Source organism: Pseudomonas sp. HN8-3 (assembly GCF_020790195.1).
GTDB classification, from domain to species: domain Bacteria; phylum Pseudomonadota; class Gammaproteobacteria; order Pseudomonadales; family Pseudomonadaceae; genus Aquipseudomonas; species Aquipseudomonas synxantha_A.
Genome location: NZ_CP086206.1, coordinates 3,741,450 through 3,762,737, shown reverse-complemented (window position 1 = coordinate 3,762,737; position 21,288 = coordinate 3,741,450). Strand labels below are relative to the sequence as shown.

General features: G+C 62.3%; 21 protein-coding genes. 13 read left to right on the top strand and 8 right to left on the bottom strand.

Annotation, left to right across the window (positions count from 1 at the left end):
* Positions 1 to 60 precede the first annotated feature (60 nt).
* The gene (locus tag LJX92_RS16540) at positions 61 to 828 is read left to right on the top strand and encodes an SDR family NAD(P)-dependent oxidoreductase (protein WP_032880421.1); all 768 of its coding nucleotides are present in this window, start codon (positions 61 to 63) and stop codon (positions 826 to 828) included.
* A gap of 208 nt (positions 829 to 1,036) precedes the next feature.
* On the opposite strand, the gene LJX92_RS16535 is transcribed toward LJX92_RS16540, so the two are convergent.
* On the bottom strand, positions 1,037 to 1,633 hold the full coding sequence (locus LJX92_RS16535) for a glutathione S-transferase family protein (protein WP_032880423.1): 597 nt from the start codon (positions 1,631 to 1,633) through the stop codon (positions 1,037 to 1,039).
* Positions 1,634 to 1,718: 85 nt separating this feature from the next.
* Positions 1,719 to 2,705 carry an AraC family transcriptional regulator gene (locus LJX92_RS16530; protein WP_148853655.1) on the bottom strand — a complete coding sequence of 329 codons (987 nt, stop codon included), beginning with the start codon at positions 2,703 to 2,705 and terminating at the stop codon, positions 1,719 to 1,721.
* Positions 2,706 to 2,770: 65 nt separating this feature from the next.
* On the opposite strand from LJX92_RS16530, the gene LJX92_RS16525 reads away from it, so the two are divergent.
* Both LJX92_RS16525 and yghU read left to right on the top strand, forming a co-directional pair.
* A complete protein-coding gene (locus LJX92_RS16525) occupies positions 2,771 to 3,997 on the top strand; it encodes an MFS transporter (protein WP_032880424.1) in 1,227 nt (408 codons plus the stop codon).
* A 42-nt stretch (positions 3,998 to 4,039) separates the two neighbouring features.
* Positions 4,040 to 4,870, top strand: coding sequence for a glutathione-dependent disulfide-bond oxidoreductase (yghU, locus tag LJX92_RS16520; RefSeq protein WP_228308627.1), 831 nt, complete (start codon positions 4,040 to 4,042; stop codon positions 4,868 to 4,870).
* Between the two features lie 59 nt (positions 4,871 to 4,929).
* Here yghU and LJX92_RS16515 read toward each other — a convergent pair whose 3' ends face one another.
* The 3 genes from LJX92_RS16515 to LJX92_RS16505 are packed head-to-tail and all read right to left on the bottom strand — an operon-like array spanning position 4,930 to position 7,671.
* Positions 4,930 to 5,856 carry a sugar ABC transporter substrate-binding protein gene (locus tag LJX92_RS16515; protein ID WP_223018450.1) on the bottom strand — a complete coding sequence of 309 codons (927 nt, stop codon included), beginning with the start codon at positions 5,854 to 5,856 and terminating at the stop codon, positions 4,930 to 4,932.
* A 19-nt stretch (positions 5,857 to 5,875) separates the two neighbouring features.
* Positions 5,876 to 6,655, bottom strand: coding sequence for a TIM barrel protein (locus LJX92_RS16510; RefSeq protein ID WP_228308626.1), 780 nt, complete (start codon positions 6,653 to 6,655; stop codon positions 5,876 to 5,878).
* A complete protein-coding gene (locus LJX92_RS16505; RefSeq protein WP_228308625.1) occupies positions 6,652 to 7,671 on the bottom strand; it encodes a Gfo/Idh/MocA family oxidoreductase in 1,020 nt (339 codons plus the stop codon). The genes LJX92_RS16510 and LJX92_RS16505 overlap by 4 nt, the downstream gene beginning before the upstream one ends.
* Before the next feature lie 184 nt (positions 7,672 to 7,855).
* Here LJX92_RS16505 and LJX92_RS16500 point away from each other — a divergent pair, with 184 nt between their 5' ends.
* Positions 7,856 to 9,817 (top strand): sigma-54 interaction domain-containing protein, encoded by a 1,962-nt coding sequence (locus tag LJX92_RS16500; RefSeq protein ID WP_228308624.1) that lies wholly within the window; start codon positions 7,856 to 7,858, stop codon positions 9,815 to 9,817.
* 447 nt (positions 9,818 to 10,264) lie between these two features.
* Here the strand turns inward: LJX92_RS16500 and LJX92_RS16495 are convergent, their stop codons facing one another.
* Positions 10,265 to 11,314: a LacI family DNA-binding transcriptional regulator gene (locus LJX92_RS16495; protein WP_228308623.1), complete on the bottom strand. Its 1,050-nt coding sequence runs from the start codon at positions 11,312 to 11,314 to the stop codon at positions 10,265 to 10,267.
* A 161-nt stretch (positions 11,315 to 11,475) separates the two neighbouring features.
* On the opposite strand from LJX92_RS16495, the gene LJX92_RS16490 reads away from it, so the two are divergent.
* The 5 genes from LJX92_RS16490 to LJX92_RS16470 are packed head-to-tail and all read left to right on the top strand — an operon-like array spanning position 11,476 to position 15,922.
* Positions 11,476 to 12,570: a fatty acid desaturase family protein gene (locus LJX92_RS16490; protein WP_148853567.1), complete on the top strand. Its 1,095-nt coding sequence runs from the start codon at positions 11,476 to 11,478 to the stop codon at positions 12,568 to 12,570.
* The gene (locus LJX92_RS16485; RefSeq protein ID WP_032880442.1) at positions 12,567 to 12,890 is read left to right on the top strand and encodes a MocE family 2Fe-2S type ferredoxin; all 324 of its coding nucleotides are present in this window, start codon (positions 12,567 to 12,569) and stop codon (positions 12,888 to 12,890) included. The genes LJX92_RS16490 and LJX92_RS16485 overlap by 4 nt, the downstream gene beginning before the upstream one ends.
* Positions 12,890 to 14,089 (top strand): NAD(P)/FAD-dependent oxidoreductase, encoded by a 1,200-nt coding sequence (locus LJX92_RS16480; RefSeq protein ID WP_228308622.1) that lies wholly within the window; start codon positions 12,890 to 12,892, stop codon positions 14,087 to 14,089. Before LJX92_RS16485 ends, LJX92_RS16480 begins: the two co-directional genes overlap by 1 nt.
* 1 nt (position 14,090) lies before the next feature.
* On the top strand, positions 14,091 to 14,909 hold the full coding sequence (locus LJX92_RS16475; protein ID WP_223018456.1) for a sugar phosphate isomerase/epimerase family protein: 819 nt from the start codon (positions 14,091 to 14,093) through the stop codon (positions 14,907 to 14,909).
* Between the two features lie 50 nt (positions 14,910 to 14,959).
* Positions 14,960 to 15,922: a Dyp-type peroxidase gene (locus tag LJX92_RS16470; protein ID WP_228308621.1), complete on the top strand. Its 963-nt coding sequence runs from the start codon at positions 14,960 to 14,962 to the stop codon at positions 15,920 to 15,922.
* On the opposite strand, the gene LJX92_RS16465 is transcribed toward LJX92_RS16470, so the two are convergent.
* Positions 15,919 to 16,791, bottom strand: coding sequence for an undecaprenyl-diphosphate phosphatase (locus tag LJX92_RS16465; RefSeq protein WP_078821756.1), 873 nt, complete (start codon positions 16,789 to 16,791; stop codon positions 15,919 to 15,921). The genes LJX92_RS16470 and LJX92_RS16465 overlap by 4 nt on opposite strands.
* Positions 16,792 to 16,839: 48 nt before the next feature.
* Here LJX92_RS16465 and LJX92_RS16460 point away from each other — a divergent pair, with 48 nt between their 5' ends.
* Positions 16,840 to 17,478: a GNAT family N-acetyltransferase gene (locus tag LJX92_RS16460; protein WP_032880453.1), complete on the top strand. Its 639-nt coding sequence runs from the start codon at positions 16,840 to 16,842 to the stop codon at positions 17,476 to 17,478.
* Positions 17,479 to 17,657: 179 nt separating this feature from the next.
* Here the strand turns inward: LJX92_RS16460 and LJX92_RS16455 are convergent, their stop codons facing one another.
* Positions 17,658 to 18,596, bottom strand: a complete 939-nt coding sequence (locus tag LJX92_RS16455; RefSeq protein ID WP_032880454.1) for a GlxA family transcriptional regulator — start codon at positions 18,594 to 18,596, stop codon at positions 17,658 to 17,660.
* Between the two features lie 172 nt (positions 18,597 to 18,768).
* Here LJX92_RS16455 and LJX92_RS16450 point away from each other — a divergent pair, with 172 nt between their 5' ends.
* The 3 genes from LJX92_RS16450 to LJX92_RS16440 all read left to right on the top strand — a co-directional run bounded on the left by LJX92_RS16450 (position 18,769) and on the right by LJX92_RS16440 (position 21,281).
* Entirely contained in the window at positions 18,769 to 19,398 is a 630-nt protein-coding gene (locus LJX92_RS16450) for a TetR/AcrR family transcriptional regulator (protein WP_032880456.1), read from the top strand.
* Positions 19,395 to 20,072: a type 1 glutamine amidotransferase domain-containing protein gene (locus tag LJX92_RS16445; protein WP_032880459.1), complete on the top strand. Its 678-nt coding sequence runs from the start codon at positions 19,395 to 19,397 to the stop codon at positions 20,070 to 20,072. The genes LJX92_RS16450 and LJX92_RS16445 overlap by 4 nt, the downstream gene beginning before the upstream one ends.
* A gap of 78 nt (positions 20,073 to 20,150) precedes the next feature.
* On the top strand, positions 20,151 to 21,281 hold the full coding sequence (locus LJX92_RS16440) for an alkene reductase (protein ID WP_228308620.1): 1,131 nt from the start codon (positions 20,151 to 20,153) through the stop codon (positions 21,279 to 21,281).
* Positions 21,282 to 21,288 lie beyond the last annotated feature (7 nt).

Here is a 21,288-nt window from a genome sequence, read left to right as displayed (position 1 = left end):
ATAGCCTTTAACGCCGATTTCGTAAAATAAAATAAGACTAATTGATCGAGGCACTACGTTATGAGTACTGAACACGCCATTTATCCCGACCTCAAGGGCAAGAGCGTATTGATCTCCGGCGGGGCGTCAGGGATTGGCGAATTCATGGTGCGGGCCTTTGCCGCCCAGGGTGCCAAAGTGGCGTTTGTGGATCGCGCGCAAAGCCAGGGTGAACGCTTGGCGGCACTGCTGAACTCTAAGGGCCACACCGTCGAGTTCGAGTGCTGCGATATCACCGATGAGATTGGCTACGGTGCGGCAATCCGGCGCTTCGAGCATTCCCTCGGGCCGATCACGGTGCTGGTCAACAATGCGGCAAATGATGTGCGCCACAGCCTGGAAGAAATCGACTCGCAAATGTTTGACCGGTTGATCGCTGTCAACCTCAAGCACGCCTTCTTTGCCGCAAAGGCGGTGGTGCCAATGATGAAAGAGGCGGGTGGCGGCTCGATCATCAACCTGGGTTCGGTCGGCTGGATGATGGCTTCTGCCGGCTACCCGGTGTACGCCGCCAGCAAGGCTGCCGCCCACGGCATGACTCGAGGCCTGGCGCGGGAGCTGGGGCCGAGCCATATCCGCGTCAACACACTGGTGCCGGGCTGGGTGATGACGGAAAAACAATTGGCCATGTGGGTGGATGATGCGGCTCGGGAGTTGATCGCCCGTAGCCAGTGCCTGCCTGGCAGTGTGATGCCGGAACACATCGCCAATATGGCCCTGTTTCTGGCCTCGGATGCCTCGGCGATGTGTTCGGCGCAAAACTTTATCGTTGACGGCGGCTGGGTGTAGAAACACGGTTCCAAAAAATTGTGAAGATCGCGAGTGGGAGGGGGCTTGCCCCCGATAGCGGTGGGTCAACCCACATCAATGTTCGCTGGGCCGACGTCATCGCAGGCAAACCAGCTCCCACATTTAGATCCTGGGGTGTCAGGTAGAGATGCGCCGGCTGTCAGGCCGTCAAGGGGGCAAGCCCCCTCCCACATATGAACTGCGATGCTTAGGCGATTGGGTAGCGTTTGAACGCCGGATGCTGTTCCAGGCGTTCAGCATGGCGCTTCAGGTTGGGGAACGCATCCGCCTTCACCACCGACGCCACGGTGAACTGGCTGAACGACCAGGCGACCGCTGCTGTAATGGATGCCTGGGTCAGCGCTTCACTGTCTGCCAGTTGCTTGTCCAGCAGGGCATAGGCCGCCAGCAATTGCCCACTGACGCGTTCGATCCATGGTGCATGTAACTTTTCGGCTGGGCGCAGGTTGTGTTCATAGACGATCTGCACACTCTTTTCACAGGCGGCAAGGGCCAGTCCGAGCAGTTGCAGGTCGTGGGCGCGTGCTGCCGGTTGTTGGGGCAGCAGCTTCTTGTCAGCCGGCGCCAGTGCTTCCAGGTAATCGAGGATCAGGCTCGAATCCATCAGCACCGTCCCGTCGTCCAACACCAGGGAGGGGGCTTTGACCACGGGGTTGATCTGGGCAAATTGCGCGTAGGTGCTGAACACCGACAGCGGTTCATGCACAAACTCCACCCCATACAAGTCCAGGGAAATCGCCACGCGGCGTACGTAAGGCGAGTCCAGCATTCCGACCAGTTTCATGCAGCCTCCATTGCTTTCGCGGTGTGATTGGCTGACGAGATTAAGGCTTCATGATCAGGGTGCGCAATGCTTGAAGGGGCGGTCGCTACATTGAACTGCGGGCCGCCCCGGGCGGTTGCCCGGTGATGCGCTTGAACGCACGGCTGAACGCCGCCTGGGAGGTGTAGCCGAGGCGTTGCGCGACGGTTTCGATGGGCATGCGCTCCAGGCTCAGCCACTGCGTGGCCAGGCGCATGCGCAGTTCCGTAGCGTAGCGCAACGGCGGTATGCCGAGGATGGCCTGGAAGCGATCGGCAAATACCGAGCGCGAGGTATGGCACTGCGCGGCCAGTTCCGCCACGCTCCAGTCGCGGCCCGGTTGCTGGTGTAGGGCGAGGAGGGCGCGGGCCAGGCGTGGGTCGCGTAGCGCCGCCACCAGGCCCGAGGCGTTGCCACAGGCGCATTCGACCCAGCCGCGTACGATCATCGCCGCCACCACATCGGCCAGGCGCGCGAGGATGCCGGCAAACCCGATCCGGGCCGTGGAGACTTCCCGTTCCATCACCGCCAGAATCGGCACCAGCCCGGGATAACGCTGGCCTGCGGCATCGATCAGCATCAGCGCCGGCATCAGGTTGCCGAGCCCCTGGATACTGCCAAGTTCAAACTCCATGCAGGCACTGAACAGCAAGGTGCTGGGCGTCGCATTAGGGGAGGCATCCACGGCGCAGACCGCATCCCCCAACGGGGCACTGTCGAAATCGCCGATATCGTGCACACCGGCGCTCGCATCGGATAACAGTGCATGCGCGCCACCATGGGCAATGAATACCGCATTGCCCGCCGACAGCTCGAAAAGGTTGCCGTCCTCGCCGCGCAAGGTCGCATGGCCGGCCGCGAGAAAGTGGAAATAGGCGTGGCCGGGCTTGGCGTCAAAGCCCATGCCGAAGCTCGGCCCGGCCTGGATGCGGCGGTACTGCACGCCCCGCAGGCGCATGCCGCGCAGCAGCTCATTGATCAGGTCGGAAGACAGGGTAAAAGCATGCGCGGCAGTCATGTTCGGGGTTTCGGTCAAAAACTCAAGGGTTTGCATCATAGATCATCCTGGCGGGCAAACCTAGACTGGCTGCCTTGCCAATGATCCGAGGATGACCTGTGATGAATGACAATGCAGCCCAAGCCCCTGCCGGGATTGTGACGGAGCCGGCCTGGCTGGCGGTGTTTTCTTTGGCGATGGGGGTGTTCGGCTTGCTGACGGCGGAGTACCTGCCGGCCAGTTTGTTGACCCCCATGGCCTTGGACCTGGGTGTCTCGGAGGCGCTCGCCGGCCAGGCCGTGACGGTGACGGCAGTGGTGGCGTTGTTTGCCGGTTTGCTGGTGCCCGGCCTGACCCGAAGCATCGACCGGCGCGTGGTGCTGCTGGGGTTCTCCACGCTGATGATCGCCTCCAACCTGCTGGTGGCGTTGTCTTCCAGCCTGACCGTACTGCTGTTGATGCGCATCCTGCTGGGCATCGCCCTGGGCGGTTTCTGGAGCATGGCGGCGGCGGTGGCCATGCGTCTGGTGCCGGCGGCTTCCCTGCCACGGGCGCTGTCGATCATCTTCAGCGGGATTGCGGCGGGCACGGTGGTCGCCGTGCCGCTGGGCAGCTACTTGGGTGGCCTGTACGGCTGGCGCAGTGCGTTTATCGCGGCGGCTGCCGTGGGTGCGGTGACCCTGGCGTTCCAGGCGTTCACCCTGCCGCGCCTGGTGCCCAATGGTACCGCGCGCCTGCGTACCGTGCTGGAAGTGCTGCTGCGCCCGGGTATCGCCATGGGCATGTTCGGTTGCGTGCTGGTACATACCGCGCATTTCGCATTGTTCACCTATATTCGCCCGTTCCTGGAAAGCACCACCGGCGTCGATACCCAAGGGCTGGCCCTGATGCTGCTGGGTTTTGGCGTGGCGAATTTCGTCGGCACCTTGCTCGCCGGTTGGCTGCTGGTGCGCCACCCGCGTGGGACGTTGGTGTTGATGCCGGTGCTGGTAGGCATTGCGGCGCTGGCCCTGGTCTGGCTGCCGGTGTCATTGCCGGGCCAGGCGTTGCTCCTGGCGCTGTGGGGCATGGCGTTCGGCGGTGTACCGGTGGCATGGTCCAATTGGGTCGCCCGTGCCGTGCCGGACCAGGCCGAAAGTGCCGGCGGCATGGTGGTCGCTTCGGTGCAGTCGGCGATTGCCGCAGGGGCTGCCGGTGGCGGGTTGATGTTCAGCGTCAGCGGCATTGGTGGGGTATTTGTGGGTGCGGGTGTATTGATGTTGCTCGCGGCCTTGCTTATCGCCCTGCGCGTACAGGTGCCTCGACAAGATCGGGATGCCGGTGTGACGCATCACCCGTCTTTGGTTTAGTCTGGAACGCTTCGTTGATCACAATCCCTGAGGAGCAGTGGCATGGCTGATTATGTACCCCCAAAGGTCTGGACCTGGGACACCGAGAGCGGCGGCACCTTCGCCAGTATCAACCGGCCCATCGCGGGTGCTACCCACGATAAAGAGCTGCCGATCGGCAAGCATCCGCTGCAGCTGTATTCCCTGGCCACGCCCAACGGGCAGAAGGTCACGATCCTGCTTGAAGAGTTGCTGGCCCTCGGGCACACCGGCGCCGAGTACGACGCCTGGCTGATCAAGATCGGTGACGGCGACCAGTTCGGCAGTGGCTTTGTGGGGGTAAACCCGAACTCGAAGATTCCGGCGCTGATGGACCACAGTGGCGCCACGCCGATTCGGGTGTTCGAGTCCGGCGCGATCCTGCAGTACCTGGCCGAGAAATTCGGCGCGTTCTTGCCCAGCGAGCCTGCGGCCCGGGCTGAATGCCTGTCATGGTTGTTCTGGCAGATGGGCAGCGCGCCCTACTTGGGGGGTGGCTTCGGGCATTTCTATGCCTATGCGCCGAGCAAGATGGAGTACCCGATCAACCGTTTTGCCATGGAAGCCAAGCGCCAACTGGATGTGCTGGACAAGCGCCTGGCGGTGAGCGAGTACATCGCCGGCGATGAGTACACCATTGCCGATATCGCCATCTGGCCCTGGTACGGCGGGCTGGTCAAAGGCCGCTTGTACGGCGACTCGGCGGAGTTTCTCTCGGTGCATGAATACAAACACGTGCTGCGCTGGGCCGACGCAATTGACGCCCGGCCGGCGGTGCAGCGCGGGCGACGGGTGAACAGGGTGTCGGGTGAGGAGCAGTTGCCCGAACGGCATGACGCGAGTGACCTGGACTGATTCAGATCCAGTGTGGGAGGGGGCTTGCCCTCCCACATTTGGATCTCCTTAGCTTCGGTTTACTTGTAGCGCTGTTCGAATACCGCCACCTGCTCAGGTTTGATCAGTTCAAACGGCACCCACACTTCGGCTTCAATCGGTTCGCCCTTGATCATCTTGATCGCCGCTCGAACCGCCTGGGTCGCCTGGGCCTTGGGGTCCTGGAACACTGACGCAGCAAGCAGCCCACGCTTGATGGCCGCCAAACCATCGGGCAAACCGTCGATGCCGACGATCGCAATCTGGCCCTTGGCCTTGCCCGCTTGCTGCAATGCCATGGCCGCACCGATTGCCATTTCATCGTTGTTGGCCACGATCGCATCAAACTGCGTGCCTGCCAGCAGCCAGTTGCTGGTCAGGTCCATGCCTTTGTTGCGTTGCCACTCGGCGCTTTGCTGCTCGACGATCTTGATACCGGGAAAGTCCTTGAGCACCTGCCTGGCGCCCTCGGTGCGGTCGTGGGTGGCGTTCTGCGCAAGGTCGCCCATGATGATCGCCACGTTGCCCTGGCCGCCGAGTTTTTGTGCAAGGTAGCGCATCTGCAGTTGTCCGGCCTCGATGTCGTTGGAGGCCACCGTGACTACGCCCTTGGGCAGTGTGCGTTCATCCGGATGACGGTTGACGTACACCAGTGGCGTCTTGGCCGCCACGGCGGCTCGGGTGATATTGGCAGTGGCGGCGGTGTCGACCGGCAGCACGATCACCGCGTCAACTTTCTGGTTGAGAAACCCCTCGACTTGATTGAGCTGGCGCACCACATCGCCCTGGGCGTCTTCGAACTGGATCTGCACGTCCTGCTGTTTCGCCGCAGTCTCCAGGCCGCTACGCACATAGGTCATGAAGTTATCGTCAACCCGGGCAATGCTCACGCCGATGCGATAGGCGGCGAAGGTCCATTGGCTGAACAGCAACAGCAGCGCGGCCACTAGCAATGAATAACGATGCATAAGTGTGTTCCTTTTATTGTTATAGGGTGAATGCCTGGCGGAAGCGCTCCAGGGCCACTTCGCTGGTGCCGCTGGCCCAGCCCTCCAGGCCGATTACGCCGGTGTAGCCCATGGCGTGCAGCGCACGGGCAATGGCCGGGTAGTGGATTTCGCCGGTGCCGGGTTCCTTGCGCCCGGGCACGTCGGCCACCTGGATTTCACCAATGGCGCTGCCGGCGCGCTGGATCAATTCGATCAGGTTTCCTTCGCCGATCTGCGCGTGGTACAGGTCCAGGTTCATCTTCAGATGCGGGCTGCCCACGGCTTCGATCAGGGCCAGGGTGTCGTCGGCGCGGGCGAACGGCGTACCGGGGTGATCGACGGCGGTGTTGAGGTTTTCCAGCAGGAACACACGGCTGGCGTCTTCCCCCAGGCGCGCGATTTTTTCCAGGGTCTTGCAGGCGCTCAGCCACATGCGGCCGGTGGCCTGGTTGACCGGCTGCACCGGCAGGCCGCCGGCGCCCAGGCCGGTGCCGTGCAGGTTGAGGCTGGGACAATTGAGGCGCTCTGCGATGCCCAGGGATTCGCGGGCGCTGTCGAGCAGTTGGCGACTGCCTTCGGGGTCGGTGAGGGTGCCGCTGATGTAGCCGGTCATCGAGGTGAAGTCCGCGCCGGTCGCGGCCAGGGCGTCGATGTCCTTGTCGGTCCAGCTCCAGATTTCGGCGCTGAACCCCAGGGCGTGGATACGTTTGACCCGTTCGATGAAGGGCAGGTCGAGGAACACCATCTCGGCGCTGACGGCTAATTTGAACGGCATCATGGGCGCGCCCCTTGCACGGCCACGGCCTTGCCGGTCTCGTACGACTCAATGCAGGCGCGGGCAATTGCCAGGGCTGCTCGCGCATCCTCACCGCTGGCCAAGGGCTTGGCGCCGCTGCGCAGGCAGTCGACGAAGTGGTTGAGTTCGGCAATGTAGGCGTCGCGCAGCAGGTCAGTGTCCATTCGTTGGGTGTCGGCCTGGATGCCCTCGGCCAGGTAGCGCACCAGGTCGCAGTCATTGAGGCTGCCCATGCTCAGCATGCCTTGGCTGCCGAACACTTCACCGCGCACATCGTAGCCATACACCGCCTGGAAGTTGGCCTCGGCGGTGGCGATGGCGCCGTTGTCGAAGCGGATCGTGACCACGGCGGTGTCCAGTAAACCCTGGCTTTTGTACGCCGGTGCGATCAGCGCGTCGGCCATCACATGCACCTGCACCGCTTCGGCGCCGGGGTTGAGGTAGCGCAGGGTGTCGAAGTCGTGGATCAGGGTTTCCAGGAAGATCACCCATTGCGGCGAGTTGGCAGGGTTGTTCAGTGCCGGGTCGCGGGTCAGCGAGCGCAGCAACTGCGGCGTACCGATGCGGCCGGCGGCGACATCGAGGTGCGCGGTACGGAAGCTCTTGGCGAAACGCCGATTGAAACCGACCTGCAACGGCACGCGGGCGTCGGCGGCAGCGGCGATGGCGCGATCGGCTTCGTCCAGGGTGATGGCCATGGGTTTTTCGCAGAAGATACCTTTGCCGGCGCGGGCCGCGCCGATCACCAGTTCGGCGTGGCTGCGGGCGGGGGCGGCAATGAGTACGCCGTCGATCTCCGGGTCGTCCAACAGCTGTTGCGGGTCGGTGTAGACCTTGTCCACCCCCAGCTCTGCTGCCAGGCGTGCGGCCTGGCCTGGGGTAGGATCGGCGATGGCGGCGAGGCAGGCACCGGGGATGTGGCGCGCCGCCGTAAGGCCGTGGAAGCTGCCCATGCGACCGGCACCGATCAAGCCCAGGCGGATATTCTGTGTACTCATGAAGTGACCCCTTTTTATTGTTGGCCCGCAGGACAGTCCTGGCTGGCATAGAGGTAAGAGCAAGGGGTGTGCCAACTCATAACTAACTGATTTTTAATAGGTTATTAAAATCAGTAAACAAAATGTGTTCATTCAGATGACATGTCTATACTGGCATGTCAAAAATATGAACATGGATGCCTTGATGAGCCTCACATTCAGCGTGCAAGACCTCGAATACCTCACGGCCCTTGGACCTGATGCGCTGAATGACGGACCCGTCGCTGCGTTGGAGCAGGGCTGGCGAGCGTGTCTGTCCGGCCAGGTCGAACGCCCGGCCGAGGTGCGCCAGGTCATCTGGGATTCGTGGCGGCGCAGTCTCGAGGCAAGGATCGATCCCGGTCACAGCCACTACCGTTTCGTTGCCGCCCAAACGCTGGCGGCAACCCTGGCCAATCACCGCGTACTGATCGCCGCCGCCGCGCAAGTCATGCACGGCTTGCTGGCCTATAACCCTCGCGGCCATATCAACCTTACCGATGACGAGGGCACCACCCTGTATTTCTGTGGGCTGGATATCACCCCGGTGGGCAGTCGCCTGTTGGAATCGGTACAGGGCACCAACTGCACCGGGCTGGCGCTGGCCGAAGATCGCCTGATGTACGTGTTGGCCGAGGAGAACTTCGCCGGCGCCCTGCGCCAGCGCCGCATGCACTGCGCCGCTGCGCCGATCAAGGATGCCCAGGGCCTGACATTGGCCATGCTCACGCTGACCGCCGAGCCCGGCTGGTTTCATTTCCATACCCTGGGCACCGTCCAGGCGGCAGCCGAAGCGGTGTCGCGGCAGATGGCGCTGCAGGTGTTGCTGGAAGAACAACAAGCGGTGCTCGAAGTGCTGAACGAAGGCTTGGTGGTACTGGATGAGCGCGGCTGCATCAAGGCACTCAACCGTTATGCGCGGCAGTTGTTCGGGGTGGGGCTGGAGCTGATCGGCAGTTCGTTCCAGCGCCTGGGGCGCAGTGAGTTGAGCGACGCGCTGGGTGAGCCGGTGCGTGACCTCGATTGCACCTTTGAGCTGCACGACCGCAGCCAGCTCGCCTGCCTGGTCTCGGTATGCCCGCTGGAGCAGGGCGGGGTGATCGTGTCGGTGCGCGAAAACCGCCGCATCCGCGAAATCACCCGGCGCCTTATCGGCACCCAGGCACGCTATACCTTCGACACCATCCAGGGTACCTCACGGGCGATCCAGGACGCGCTGCACCTGGGGCGCATTGCCAGTCGCGGCGACGCCACCACTTTGATCCTCGGCGAAAGCGGCACCGGCAAGGAGCTGTTTGCCCAGGCCATTCATAACGCCAGCGAGCGTTGCAACGGCCCGTTCGTGGCGGTCAACTGCGGCGCCATCCCCCGGGACTTGGTGCAGAGCGAACTGTTTGGGCATGTCGAAGGCGCGTTCACCGGCTCGGCGCGAGGTGGGTCGGCGGGCAAGTTTGAATTAGCCGATGGCGGCACCATCTTCCTGGATGAAATTGGCGACATGTCCTTCGATGCCCAGGTCAGCCTGTTGCGGGTGTTGCAGGAGGGGGAAGTGACCCGCGTGGGTGCGAAAAATTCGCGGCCAGTGAACGTGCGCATCATCGCCGCCACCCATCGCAACTTGAGCCAGGCAGTGGCCGAAGGTGCGTTTCGTGAGGATCTTTACTACCGCCTCAATGTGTTGAACCTCACCGTGCCGCCGTTGCGTATGCGCCGCGAGGATATCCCGCTGTTGGCACGGCATTTCCTGCAGCGCTGTGCGCGTTCGTTGCGTAAGCCAGTGCAGGGTTTCTCGCCGGAGGCGCTGGCGCTGCTGTCAGCCCATGGCTGGCCGGGCAATGTGCGTGAATTGGAAAACGCCATCGAGCGGGCGACCAACCTGGCGATGGGGGAGTTGATCCAACCGGCTGACTTGCCGCTGGAAACCCAGCAACGGGCGACACTGCGCCTTTACCAGCCCCAGCCCGCGCAGGATCTGAGCAGCCATGAACTGCACGCCATCGTCGCTGCGCTGAAAAACACGGGTGGCAACATTCGCCTGGCGGCCCGGCAACTCAACGTGTCGCGGGGTGGGCTGTACAACAAGATGGGGCGGTTTGGTTTGAGTGCAGGGGATTTTCGCGGGCGGTGAATGATTGCCCGTGTGCAGATTAAATGTGGGAGGGGGCTTGCTCCCGATGGCGACCTGACAGCCGATCAGGATGTTGGATCAGACCGAGTACATATCCATTCCTGCGGTAACGGCTACTTAGGGTTCCGCTCTTACAGCGGCTCACTTTTGGAAGGACCGGAATGCCGGCCCAGCCAAAAGTAAGCAAAAGGTCCTCGCCCCACCACTCGGCATCCCTGCCGGTTTACCCCTCAAATCCCTGTCGAATTCCGGCCAGCGTGGTTTAACGGGGCGCCTGAGATCAAAAGCAGATCAAGATCAAGAGCGGCTCGCTGCGCATCGTGGTTACCGCTGATTGCTAGAGCGTTGTGTAGATACCCATGCCCCGATAGCGCTGGGTCAGCCTCTGAGTTTTTGACGGGGCGCAAGTTGAATCGTCGCACCGCCCCGCATTGTCCTCTCCATGTCTCAGGTGCCCATGTTTTCCGGGGTCACTATCTGCGGTGGTATATGCACCCGATGCCGCACCGGATCGAAGCCTTCGTCATTCAGCAACTGCACCAGCAGTTGCACCAGCGCCGCCGCCGTCTGCCGCGGCTGCGAGTCCATTACCACATCGATCAAGCCGCGGCTCAACGCCTGGCGTGACAGTTCGGTCGACTCCTGCAGAATGCAACACAGCGCCGGACGCTTGGGCAGTTGCGCCAGGGCGTTGATCACGCCGTCACCGCCGCCGCCCACCACGCACAGGCCGCGCAGGTCGGTGTGGCGGGCAAGAAGGTCGAGGGTGGCTTCCTCGGTGATGTCGCAGTTATCCAGGTTGATCAGCGGCTCCAACGGCTTGAGGCCCGGCGCGTGTTCGGCCAGGTAGCTGTGCAAGCCTTCGACCCGTGCTTGATGCCCGAGAAAACGATGGCCGCCCAACAGGATGCCCACGCTGCCTTTGCGTGCGCCGCAGGTGTGTGCCAGCAGCCAGCCCATGGTGCGCCCGACCACGTGGTTGTCCTGGCCCACATAGGGTTCGAGGGCCTGCTCATGGATATTCGACAGCAGCGCAACCACTGGTACGCCGGCTTCACGAATCTGCGCCAGGCAGGCGTTGATCAGCGGATGGGCGAAGCTGACCACCGCCAGGGCGTCGCACTGTACCGCCAGTTGCTCGATCTGCGCGACGATGGCATTCGGTGAACGGTCGTTGATGTAGTCGAACTGGCAGCTCAGGTTGGCGGTGGCGTGATGCTGCGCTGCATCGCTTATTGACTGGGCGAGGTTGGCATAGAAGGCCTGGGCGGTGCCCAGCAACAGCACGCCGAAACGGTAGGTGGGCCGCCGTTCGCGGATGCGCTGGCCGATCAGGCGCGCAGCAAAATAGCCCACCGCTTCGGCAGCCTGGAACACCTGTTCGGCCGTGCCGGGGTTGACCGGAGCGCGGGCGTTCAACACGCGGTCGACGGTGGCTACGCTGAGCCCCGCATGGGCGGCAACGGTGGCGATGGTTGGGCGTTTATTGTTGTGCATGGCAGGCCCCTTGAGCGTCTTGATAGAAAACTATCAAGCCCCGCTGGGCCTGGATGATAGCTTGATAGGGAATGGATTCAAGGCCTTGAGGGTGATTTGGCTGCGCTCTATCGTTGGTTTCGAAAAGCACCTGAAACCCACGCTTGCGGAGAACAATAACAATGCCTGAACCCACCGCTCACCGCGCCCGACGCGACTACAGCCTCACCGGGCCCGAAGCGGCCCGTGCCGCCGAAAAGGGTCTGGTCTCGGCCAACTGGTACCAGTCACCCATCTCGCGCAAACGCATGAAAGAACTGATGCAACGCCGCGATGGCCCGGCCTTGCTCGACACGGCCATCTGGGCTGCGACGCTGTTGGCCACAGGCTTTGGCGGCTATTGGTTCTGGGGCTCCTGGGCCTGCGTACCGTTTTTTCTCGCCTATGGTGTGCTCTACGGAACGGCGTCCAACCCGCGCTGGCACGAAACCGGCCACGGCACTGCGTTCAAGACCCGCTGGATGAACGATGCGTTGTACCAGGTGGCGAGCTTCATGTGCCTGTTCGAACCTCACGTGTGGCGCTGGAGCCATGCCCGTCATCACACCGACACCATCGTCGTCGGCCGCGACCCGGAGATCGTCGAGCCGCGCCCGCCGAGCCTGTGGATGATGGCCCTCAGCCTGTTCAACCTGCCCCTGGCCTGGAAGACCTTCAGCGGCGTAGCCCGCCATGCGCTCGGGCGCATGAGTGCCCAGGAGCAAGACTTCATCCCTGAATCCGAATGGCCCAAGGTATTCCGTGCCGCACGTATATGGATTGGGATTTATGCGCTGATCATCGGCGCCGCGTTGTACCTGCACAGCTGGCTACCGCTGATGCTGGTGGGCTTGCCCAGTCTCTATGGTGCCTGGCTCGGCTACCTGTTCGGCCTCAGCCAGCATGTGGGCCTGGCCGAAGATGTGCTCGACCATCGCAGTAACTGCCGCACCATCTACATGAACCGGGTGCTGCGCTTTATCTACATGAACATGAACTACCACCTCGAACACCACATGTACCCGATGGTGCCTTACCACGCGCTCAGTCAACTGCACGAAGAGATCCGCAGCGACTGCCCACCGCCGTATGCCAACCTGTGGGAGGCCTACCAGGAAATCATTCCGACTATTTGGCGCCAGCGCAGCGACCCCAGCTATTTCGTCCAACGCCCGACCCGTGGCGAGGGAGCTTGCTCGCCACACAGTAAAAGCCAGTCATTGGAGATAAATGCATGAACGATCAATGGATCGACGTCTGCGCCGTGGGCGAAATAGAAGCAGAAGACGTGCTGCGCTTCGACCACGGTATTCACACCTACGCGGTGTACCGCTCGGCCGAGGATGAATTTTTCGCCACCGCCGGCCTGTGCACCCACGAGAAAATCCACCTGGCGGACGGCCTGGTGATGGACCATGTGATCGAGTGCCCCAAGCACAACGGGCGCTTCGATTACCGTTCCGGCCAAGCCCTGGGCGCGCCGGTGTGCGTCAACCTCAAGACCTATCCGGTGCGGGTCGAAGCGGGGCGGGTACTGCTCGCTGTCACGGCCGGATGATGAACCAGACCCTGATCATCGTCGGCGCTGGTCATGCCGGTGGACGTGCGGCACTGACCTTGCGTGAAGAAGGTTACAGCGGGCGCCTGATCCTGATCGGCGATGAAGCGCACTTGCCCTACGAACGCCCACCGTTGTCCAAAGGCGTGCTGCAAGGCTCGACGGACCTGGCGGAATGCAGCCTGTGCGACAGTGCACGGTTGGCTGCGCTTGGCATTGAGCATATCGCCGGCAACCCCGCCAGCCGTTTGGAGCCGCAGCATCATCGGCTGCAACTGGCTGACGGCCAATGGTTGACCTATGCCGGCCTGCTGCTGGCCACCGGAGGCCGGGCGCGACGCTTGCCCCAGGAGCAGGCCAACGTGTTCTACCTGCGCACCCATGATGAAGCGTTGGCCTTGCGCAATGAATTAAAGCCAGGCGCCAGGTTGGTGGTGGTCGGCGGGGGCTTCATCGGCCTGGAGGTGGCCGCTACGGCGCGGGGCCTGGGCTGCGAGGTCACGGTGCTGGAAGCGGGGCCGCGGCTGGCCGCCCGGGCGCTGCCGCCAATGATCAGTGAAGCGCTGTTGGCGCTGCATCGTCAGCAGGGTGTGGACGTGCACTTGAACGTTGCCCTGGAGTGCGTCCACGCCGACGCCGTGCAACTGGTCGATGGGCAACGGGTGCCCTGTGACCTGGTGGCGGTCGGTATTGGTATGCAACCCAACATTGAGCTGGCAGCGGCGGGAGGGTTGGAAGTAGGGCAGGGCATTCGGGTCGACGCGTGCCTGCGCACCAGCGCACCGGATATTTACGCGGCGGGGGATGTCTGTGAGTTTCGTCTCGGCGGCGTCTATCAGCGTCAGGAAACCTGGCGCAACGCCGAGGCCCAGGGGCGTCACGCTGCGTTGAATCTGTTGGGCAAAGAACTGCCGTTCGAGAGGGTCCCGGGTTTCTGGTCCGACCAATTCGACTGGGGTTTGCATTCCGTCGGGGCGATGACTGCGCGGTCGGTCAGCCGTGCGTTGCCCGACGGTGGCCTGCTGCTGTTTTGCCTAGACACCAACGCCCGATTGCAAGGCGCTTTCGGCTGGGCTCCGGGCAACCGCGCCGCCAGGGACATCAAGCTGTGCGAGCGCTTGATCACTGCACGCATTGCGCTTGACGTGGCGAGCCTGGCAGATGCCGATACGTCCCTCAAACACCTGCTGCGAGGTTGAGATGCACCAACTCCTGGTATTCCAATCACTGTGGGCCATGCAAACCGAGCCCGGCAGCCAAGAAGCGCAACTGGACCGCATCGTCGCCGCCGGTTTTGACGGCATCACCGACCATTACTGGACGCCGGCCGCAGTCTCGCGCTTGTACGCTGCCGCCACGGCCAGAGGTTTGCAGATCGAAGGTCAACTGTTCCCGCAATCGGTGGATGATCTGGCCAGGGCATTGGAAGTGATCGGCCGCTACGGTTGTCACCACCTGACCCTGCAAGCCGATGTGCGCCCGCGTACCCAGGCCGAGGCGGTCAGGCTGATCGAAGGCTGGCAGCGCCTGGCCGAACAGGTGGACTTCCCGATCCTGCTGGAAACCCACCGTTATCGACTGACCAACGACCTGTTGTTCACCCTCGACCTGCTGGCGCAAATGCCCGACCTGAAACTGCTCGCGGACCTGTCCCACTACGCGGTTGGCCGCGAGTTGCCCGAGCCCGGCAGTGTGGAAGACGACGAACAGATACGCACGATCCTGCGTCATAGCTGGGGCTTTCATGGCCGCATCGCCAGCAGTGAGCAGGTGCAGGTTGGCCTGGATTTTCCTCAGCACCAGCCTTGGGTCGAGCGCTTTACCGGCTGGTGGCGCTATGGGATCGACGACTGGCTGACCCGTGCCGACGCGCCCCAGAGCCTGCCCTTCACCTGCGAACTGGGCCCGCCACCCTATGCGATCACCGATGCAATGGGGCGAGAACTCACTGATCGCTGGGCCGAGGCGCTCAAGATGAAAGCGCTGATTCGCCAGGTGTGGGCCAGTTGTCACGGCTGATCTGCTAACCTGCGTCGGTTCAAACCGACCTTAGTCTATGGATCTGCCTGATGAAAACCTGCCCTGTCCAGCCACCTCTCGAACCGCAGTCCGTGTGCCACCCGATCACCAGCAGCGCGATTTTCATGGTCGCCACCCTGGCCCCCGATGCAGTTGAAAACGTGCGTGGCTGGTGCGCCGACATCGCAGGCCTTGTGCGTTCGGTGGGCAAGCGCGTGCCGTCGGGCAACCTGACCTGCGTCTGCGGCTTTGGCTCGGATGCGTGGGACCGGCTGTTCGGCGCGCCTCGCCCGGCGTCGCTGCATCCGTTCCGCGAATTCGGTGTAGAAGGGCGCAAGGCGGTGTCGACCCCGGGCGATATCCTCCTGCATATCCGCGCCGAGCAGATGGACCTGTGTTTCGAGCTGGCGACCCAATTGATGGCTGCCTTGGGCGATAGCGTCAAGGTGGTGGATGAGGTCCAGGGTTTCCGCTATTTCGATATGCGCAGCATCATCGGTTTTGTCGACGGCACCGAAAACCCGGTAGGGCGCAAGGCCGAAAGATTCACCCTGGTCGGTGACGAAGACCCTCAGTTCGAGGGCGGCAGCTACGTAGTGGTGCAGAAATACCTGCACAACATGAGCGCCTGGAACGGCTTGACGGTAGAAGCCCAGGAGAAGGTAATCGGGCGCACCAAACTGGCAGATATCGAACTGGACGAAGAAACCAAGCCGAGCAACTCCCACAGCGCCTTGACCGTCATCACTGACGAGAACGGTGAGGAAGTGAAGATCCTGCGCGACAACATGCCCTTCGGCCGCCCCGGTGCCGGCGAGTTCGGCACCTATTTCATCGGCTACGCACGCTCGCCGCAGCCTCTGGAGCAGATGCTGGAAAACATGTTCGTTGGCCGCCCGGTCGGCAACTATGACCGCTTGCTCGACTTCAGTACCGCCGTGACTGGCGGCCTGTTTTTCGTGCCCTCGGCCGATCTGCTTGAAGCGCTGGCCGACCGCGAACCGGCGGCTTAACTCAACAACCCGCTGCTGACCGCCACAATCAGGAAGATCCCCAGCAGCGCACGGTAGATCACGAACGGCCAGGTGGAGAAGCGCTCCAGGAACTTCATCAGGCCCCAGATCGCAAAGAACGCCGAGATGCTCGCCACCACCAGGCCGAAGATCAAGTGCGGCCAGGCGTGGGCAGGGAGGTCGGCGCGCAGCAGCACCCACAGTTCTTTCAAACCGGCCAGGGCAATGGCCGGCAGGCCCAGCAGGAAAGAAAAGCGCGCCGCTTCCTCACGTTTGAAATTCAGGAACAGCGCTGCGGTCAGCGTGGAGCCCGAACGCGACACCCCAGGAATCAACGCGCCGATCTGCGCCACCCCCACGATCAGCGCATCGCGCAAGCGCATTTGGCTTACGTCGCGGGTATGGCGGGCGCGCACTTCGGCCAGTGCCAGCAACACCGCCATCACCACGCAGGAAATGCCGATCACCATCAGCCCGCGCAATGGCGAGTTGCATGCATTCAGGGTCGAAGACAGCGCCAACCCGGCAATGCCAATCGGGATAGTCGCCAGCACGATCGCCACCGCCAGTTTGAACCACCGATCGTTATAGTCGCCCCGGCGCACCGCACTGATACTGCCGGTGGTGACCTGGCGCACATCCCGCCAGAAGTAACTGACCACTGCCGCCAGCGCGGCCAATTGCATGGCCGCCGAAAACGCCGAGCCCGGGTCTTGCCAGCCGAGCAGGGCGGGCACCACGCGCATATGGGCGGTGGACGACACCGGCAGCAATTCGGTGATGCCCTGGATTACCCCCAGGATGAAAATTTGCAGGTAATCCAGGGAGGCAAAGCCCACATCCAGGCCGGCGGTACAGACGTTGGTCACAATACGTGTCCTTGAGCGAAAGGTGGAAACCGGCGAAGTTTATTCTAAATGTTTCAGGAATTTGGCCAGGGCAACCGCTATTTGCATTCGGTTCAGCCAATAGAAAGGATTCGACAAGCCATTGGCGTGGCAGGCACTTTTGTGAACAATGGCGCCCTGCGTTTTTCCACCGAGAGCCCCATGCCTGAAACCACCGTTGAATTGATCCAGACCGGCCCTGAAGACGCCGAGCTGATTCGCAATCTATACCAGTACTACGCCTACGAGTCCTCGGACTGGGAACAGGAAGATGTTGAGGCCGATGGCCGTTTCTACATCCACGACGAGCATCTGGCCCGCTACTGGCACGACCCGCAGTGGAGCGCCAACCTGTTGCTGGTCGATGGTTATATCGCCGGTTTCCTGTTGATCGAGGGCAGCGAATTGCCCGGTATCGAGGCCCTGGAACTGGCCGACCTGTTCATCCTCAAGCGTTATCGGCGCAAAGGTATCGGCCGCGCCATTGCCAGCCAGGTACTGTGCAGCGGCGAGGCCAATTGGCTGGTGCGTTTCTATGATCAGGACGAAGTGTCCCAGGCGTTCTGGCGTACCGTGCTGGATACCCTGCCGCGCCCGGTGCAGACGATTGAACTGGAGGATGATCCGCAGCTGGTGAGCTACCTGATTACGCGGGTTTCGCTGCACTGACGGGCGGGTTGTGCTGAGGTTAAAGGCTTGCACACCGTAACTGATGCCCCGAGATCAAAATGTGGGAGGGGGCTTGCTCCCGATAGCGGTGGGCCAGTCACCTGATATTGCGGCTGACCCACCGCCATCGGGATCAAGCCCCCTCCCACAGATCGAACGCCAACAACTCGGCTAGGCCCCTAGCCTGGATTGAACAACACCTGCTGCATCGCCTGGGGCGGCTGCCCGAATGCACGGAGGAACGCCTGGCGCATGCGTTCGCGATCACCAAACCCGGTTTCGCGGGCCACTACTTCCACCGGGTGACGGCTGGTTTCCATCATCGCCCGCGCCGCTTCCACCCGCAGGGCTTCGATGGCCTTGGCCGGGGTTTGCCCGGTTTCTTCGCGAAACACTCGGCTGAACTGGCGCGGGCTGAGCCGGGCGACTTCGGCCAAGGCTTCTACCGATAAATCATGGGTTAGGTTTTCACGCGCATAGGCCAGGGCCAGTTGCACGCGGTCGGATTTGGGGTCCAGTTCCAGCAAGGTTGAGAGTTGCGATTGCTCGCTGCCGCGGCGCTGGGCTATCACCAGCTTGCGTGCGATGCGGCGCGCAAGGTCGCTGCCCAGGTCGTTCTCCACCATCGCCAGTGCCAGGTCGACCCCGGCGCTCATGCCGGCACCGGTCCACACCTGGCCGTCCACCACGAACAACTTGTCTTCTTCCAGGCGAATATCCGGGTAGCGCTTGCGAAACGCCGGCGCGTGGATCCAGTGGGTGGTGGTGCGTTTGCCGGCAAGCAGGCCCGCTTCCGCCAGCACAAAGATGCCCATGCATAACGAGGCCACCCGACGCGACTGTGCTGATGCTGCCTTGACCAGTTCCAGCAGGTTGGCCTCCGGTAGGCGAAACTCCAGATAGCCGCTGACGATCAGAGTGTCATAACCCTCTGGGCGGATGGCGTTGGTATTGACTGAAAAGCCCTGGGAGGTCATCACCGCGCCGCCGCTTTCCGATACCAGGTGAAATTCATAGGCCGGCTCGCCGCGCAGCAGGTTGGCGCACTCGAACACCGAGCCCAGGCTAAGGCTCAACGACTGGAAGTTCGGGTAAACCATCAGCGCAACGCTGTGCATTGCATCTCTCCAAGGGGCAGGGAGAGGGGATTGTCGGCGTGTACCGGGCAAACGGCAACCGACTTTGGCGCATGTCCGGAATCCTTGCGGATATGACATTGTGAGTGGTTGCCTCGCTGCCTAACATGGCCCCAACGAACTAGACGACTGGTCTAATCGCACGGAGGCAAGCATGAGCAACGCAAGCAGCAGTGCACGGCAAGCGATTCTTGAACGTGCGCAATCCATCGTCGGTGCCAAGGGATTTTCCGCGGTGGGCTTGAACGAAATCCTGCACGCCGCACAAGTACCCAAGGGCTCGTTCTATCACTACTTCAACTCCAAGGATGCGTTTGGCGTGGTGTTGCTCGATACCTATTTCGATCAGTACGTCGAAGGTATGCAGCAGCTGTTGGATCAGCCGGGTTTAACCCATCACGCCAAGTTGATGCGCTATTGGCAAGGCTGGATCGACAACCACACTGGCTGCACCGATACCGGCAAGTGCCTGGCCGTCAAGTTGGGGGCTGAAGTCTCTGACCTGTCAGAGCCGATGCGATTGGCGTTGCAGCGCGGTACTTCGCGCACCATCGAGTTACTCGCGCTGGCCCTGGAGCGCGGGGTCGAAGACGGCTCGCTCAGGTTCGAGCACGCTCCGCACAGCCTTGCCAAGCGCTTGTATGCGCTATGGTTGGGCACCAGCGTCATGGGCAAGATCACCCGTACCACTGCGCCGTTCTGCGAGGCGCTGCTGCTGACCCAACAGTTGTTGGGCGGCCCTGAAAACCCTGCTACTCACATCGATCGAGGCACTGGAAAATGAAAGTATTAATGGTACTGACCTCTCACGACCAGCTTGGCGATACCGGGCGCAAGACCGGCTTCTGGCTCGAAGAGTTTGCCGCCCCTTATTACGCGTTCAAGGATGCTGGCGCCGATGTGGTGCTGGCTTCCCCGGCCGGCGGCCAGCCGCCGTTGGACCCGAAGAGCGATGAACCGGATGCGCAAACCGAGCAGACAGCGCGCTTCGCCGCAGACCCGGCTGCGCAGCAGGCCCTGGCTACCACGGTGAAGCTGGAAACGGTCAACACCGCCGACTTCGACACCGTGTTCTACCCTGGCGGCCACGGCCCGCTGTGGGACCTGGCGGAGTCACCGGTGTCCATCGCGTTGATCGAGGCGTTCGAACGGGCCGGCAAACCCATCGGATTTGTCTGCCATGCACCGGGTGCCTTGCGCCACGTCAAGGCAGTCAACGGTGAGCCGTTGATCAAGGGCCGCCGTGTGACCGGGTTCTCCAACTCTGAGGAAGCCGCGGTGCAATTGACCGATGTTGTGCCGTTCCTGATTGAAGATGAATTCAAAAAACTGGGCGGCAAGTATGAGAAGGGCGCCGACTGGCAATCCTTTGTGATTGTCGATGGCTTGCTGGTCACTGGGCAGAACCCGGGCAGCTCCAGCGAAGTGGCCAAGGCCCTGCTGACACTCAGCGCTTAAGTTAATAAACCGAGGTACGCGCTGGCGACTCCCAGGAGTCGCCAGGGTTTTCGTTCGTTCTGAATTTGGAATATCCCCATGCCTGACTGCATTTTGAACACCCCGATAAAGCTGGGGCATCATCGCTTGAACAATCGCGTTGTGCTGCCGCCGCTGACACGCCAGCGCAGCGCCCAGCCGGGCAATATCGCCACCGACCTGATGGCCGAATATTACCGCCAGCGTGCCAGTGCCGGCTTCATGGTCAGCGAGGGTACGCAGATCGAGCCGCGCGGCCAGGGCTACGCATGGACGCCGGGCATCCATACACCGGCGCAGATCGAGGGTTGGCGCAAGGTCACCGCAGCGGTACATGCCGAGGGTGGGGTGATCTTTGCCCAGCTATGGCACGTGGGGCGGGTGTCCCATAACGCCTTGCAACCTGGCGGTGCTGCACCGGTGGGGCCGTCTGCACTGCCGGCGCTGCAAGCCAAAGCCTTTATTGAAACCGGTCCGGGTGTGGGTGAGCTGGTGCAGCCACCTGTGCCTCGTGCGTTGAGCACGCTGGAAATCGACGAGTTGGTCGGGCACTACGCCCAGGCTGCTCGCAATGCCCTGGACGCCGGGTTCGATGGTGTGGAAATCCATGCGGCCAACGGCTATTTGGTCAACCAGTTCATCTCGGCCCACTCCAACATCCGTGAGGATGAGTACGGCGGTTCGCTGGACAATCGCCTGCGCTTGCTGCGCGAGATTGTCGAGGCGGTGTGCAAGGTGGTGGGGCCGCAGCGCCTGGGCGTGCGCTTTTCGCCGCTTTTCAGCGGTACCGATCAGGATCGGGTCTACATTGGCCTGGTGGAAGAGGACCCGCACCGTACCTATATCGAAGCGATCAAAGTGCTGGAAGCGTCGGGCATCGCCTATGTTTCCATCGCCGAAGCCGACTGGGATAACGCGCCGGACCTGCCCGAGACCTTTCGCCAGGCGGTGCGCAGTACCTTCAGCGGCAGGATCATCTACGCCGGGCGCTACACCGCCGAGCGCGGTGCTCGATTGGTCGAGGCTGGGCTGGCGGACCTGATCGCCTTCGGGCGGCCGTTCATTGCCAACCCGGACCTGCCCCAGCGGATTTTCAATGGCTGGCCATTGAATGCGTTGAAGGCAGAGGGCTTGTATGGGGGGACTCAGGCGGGGTATGTGGATTATCCGGTGTATGCCGAACCGGAGTGACACACGC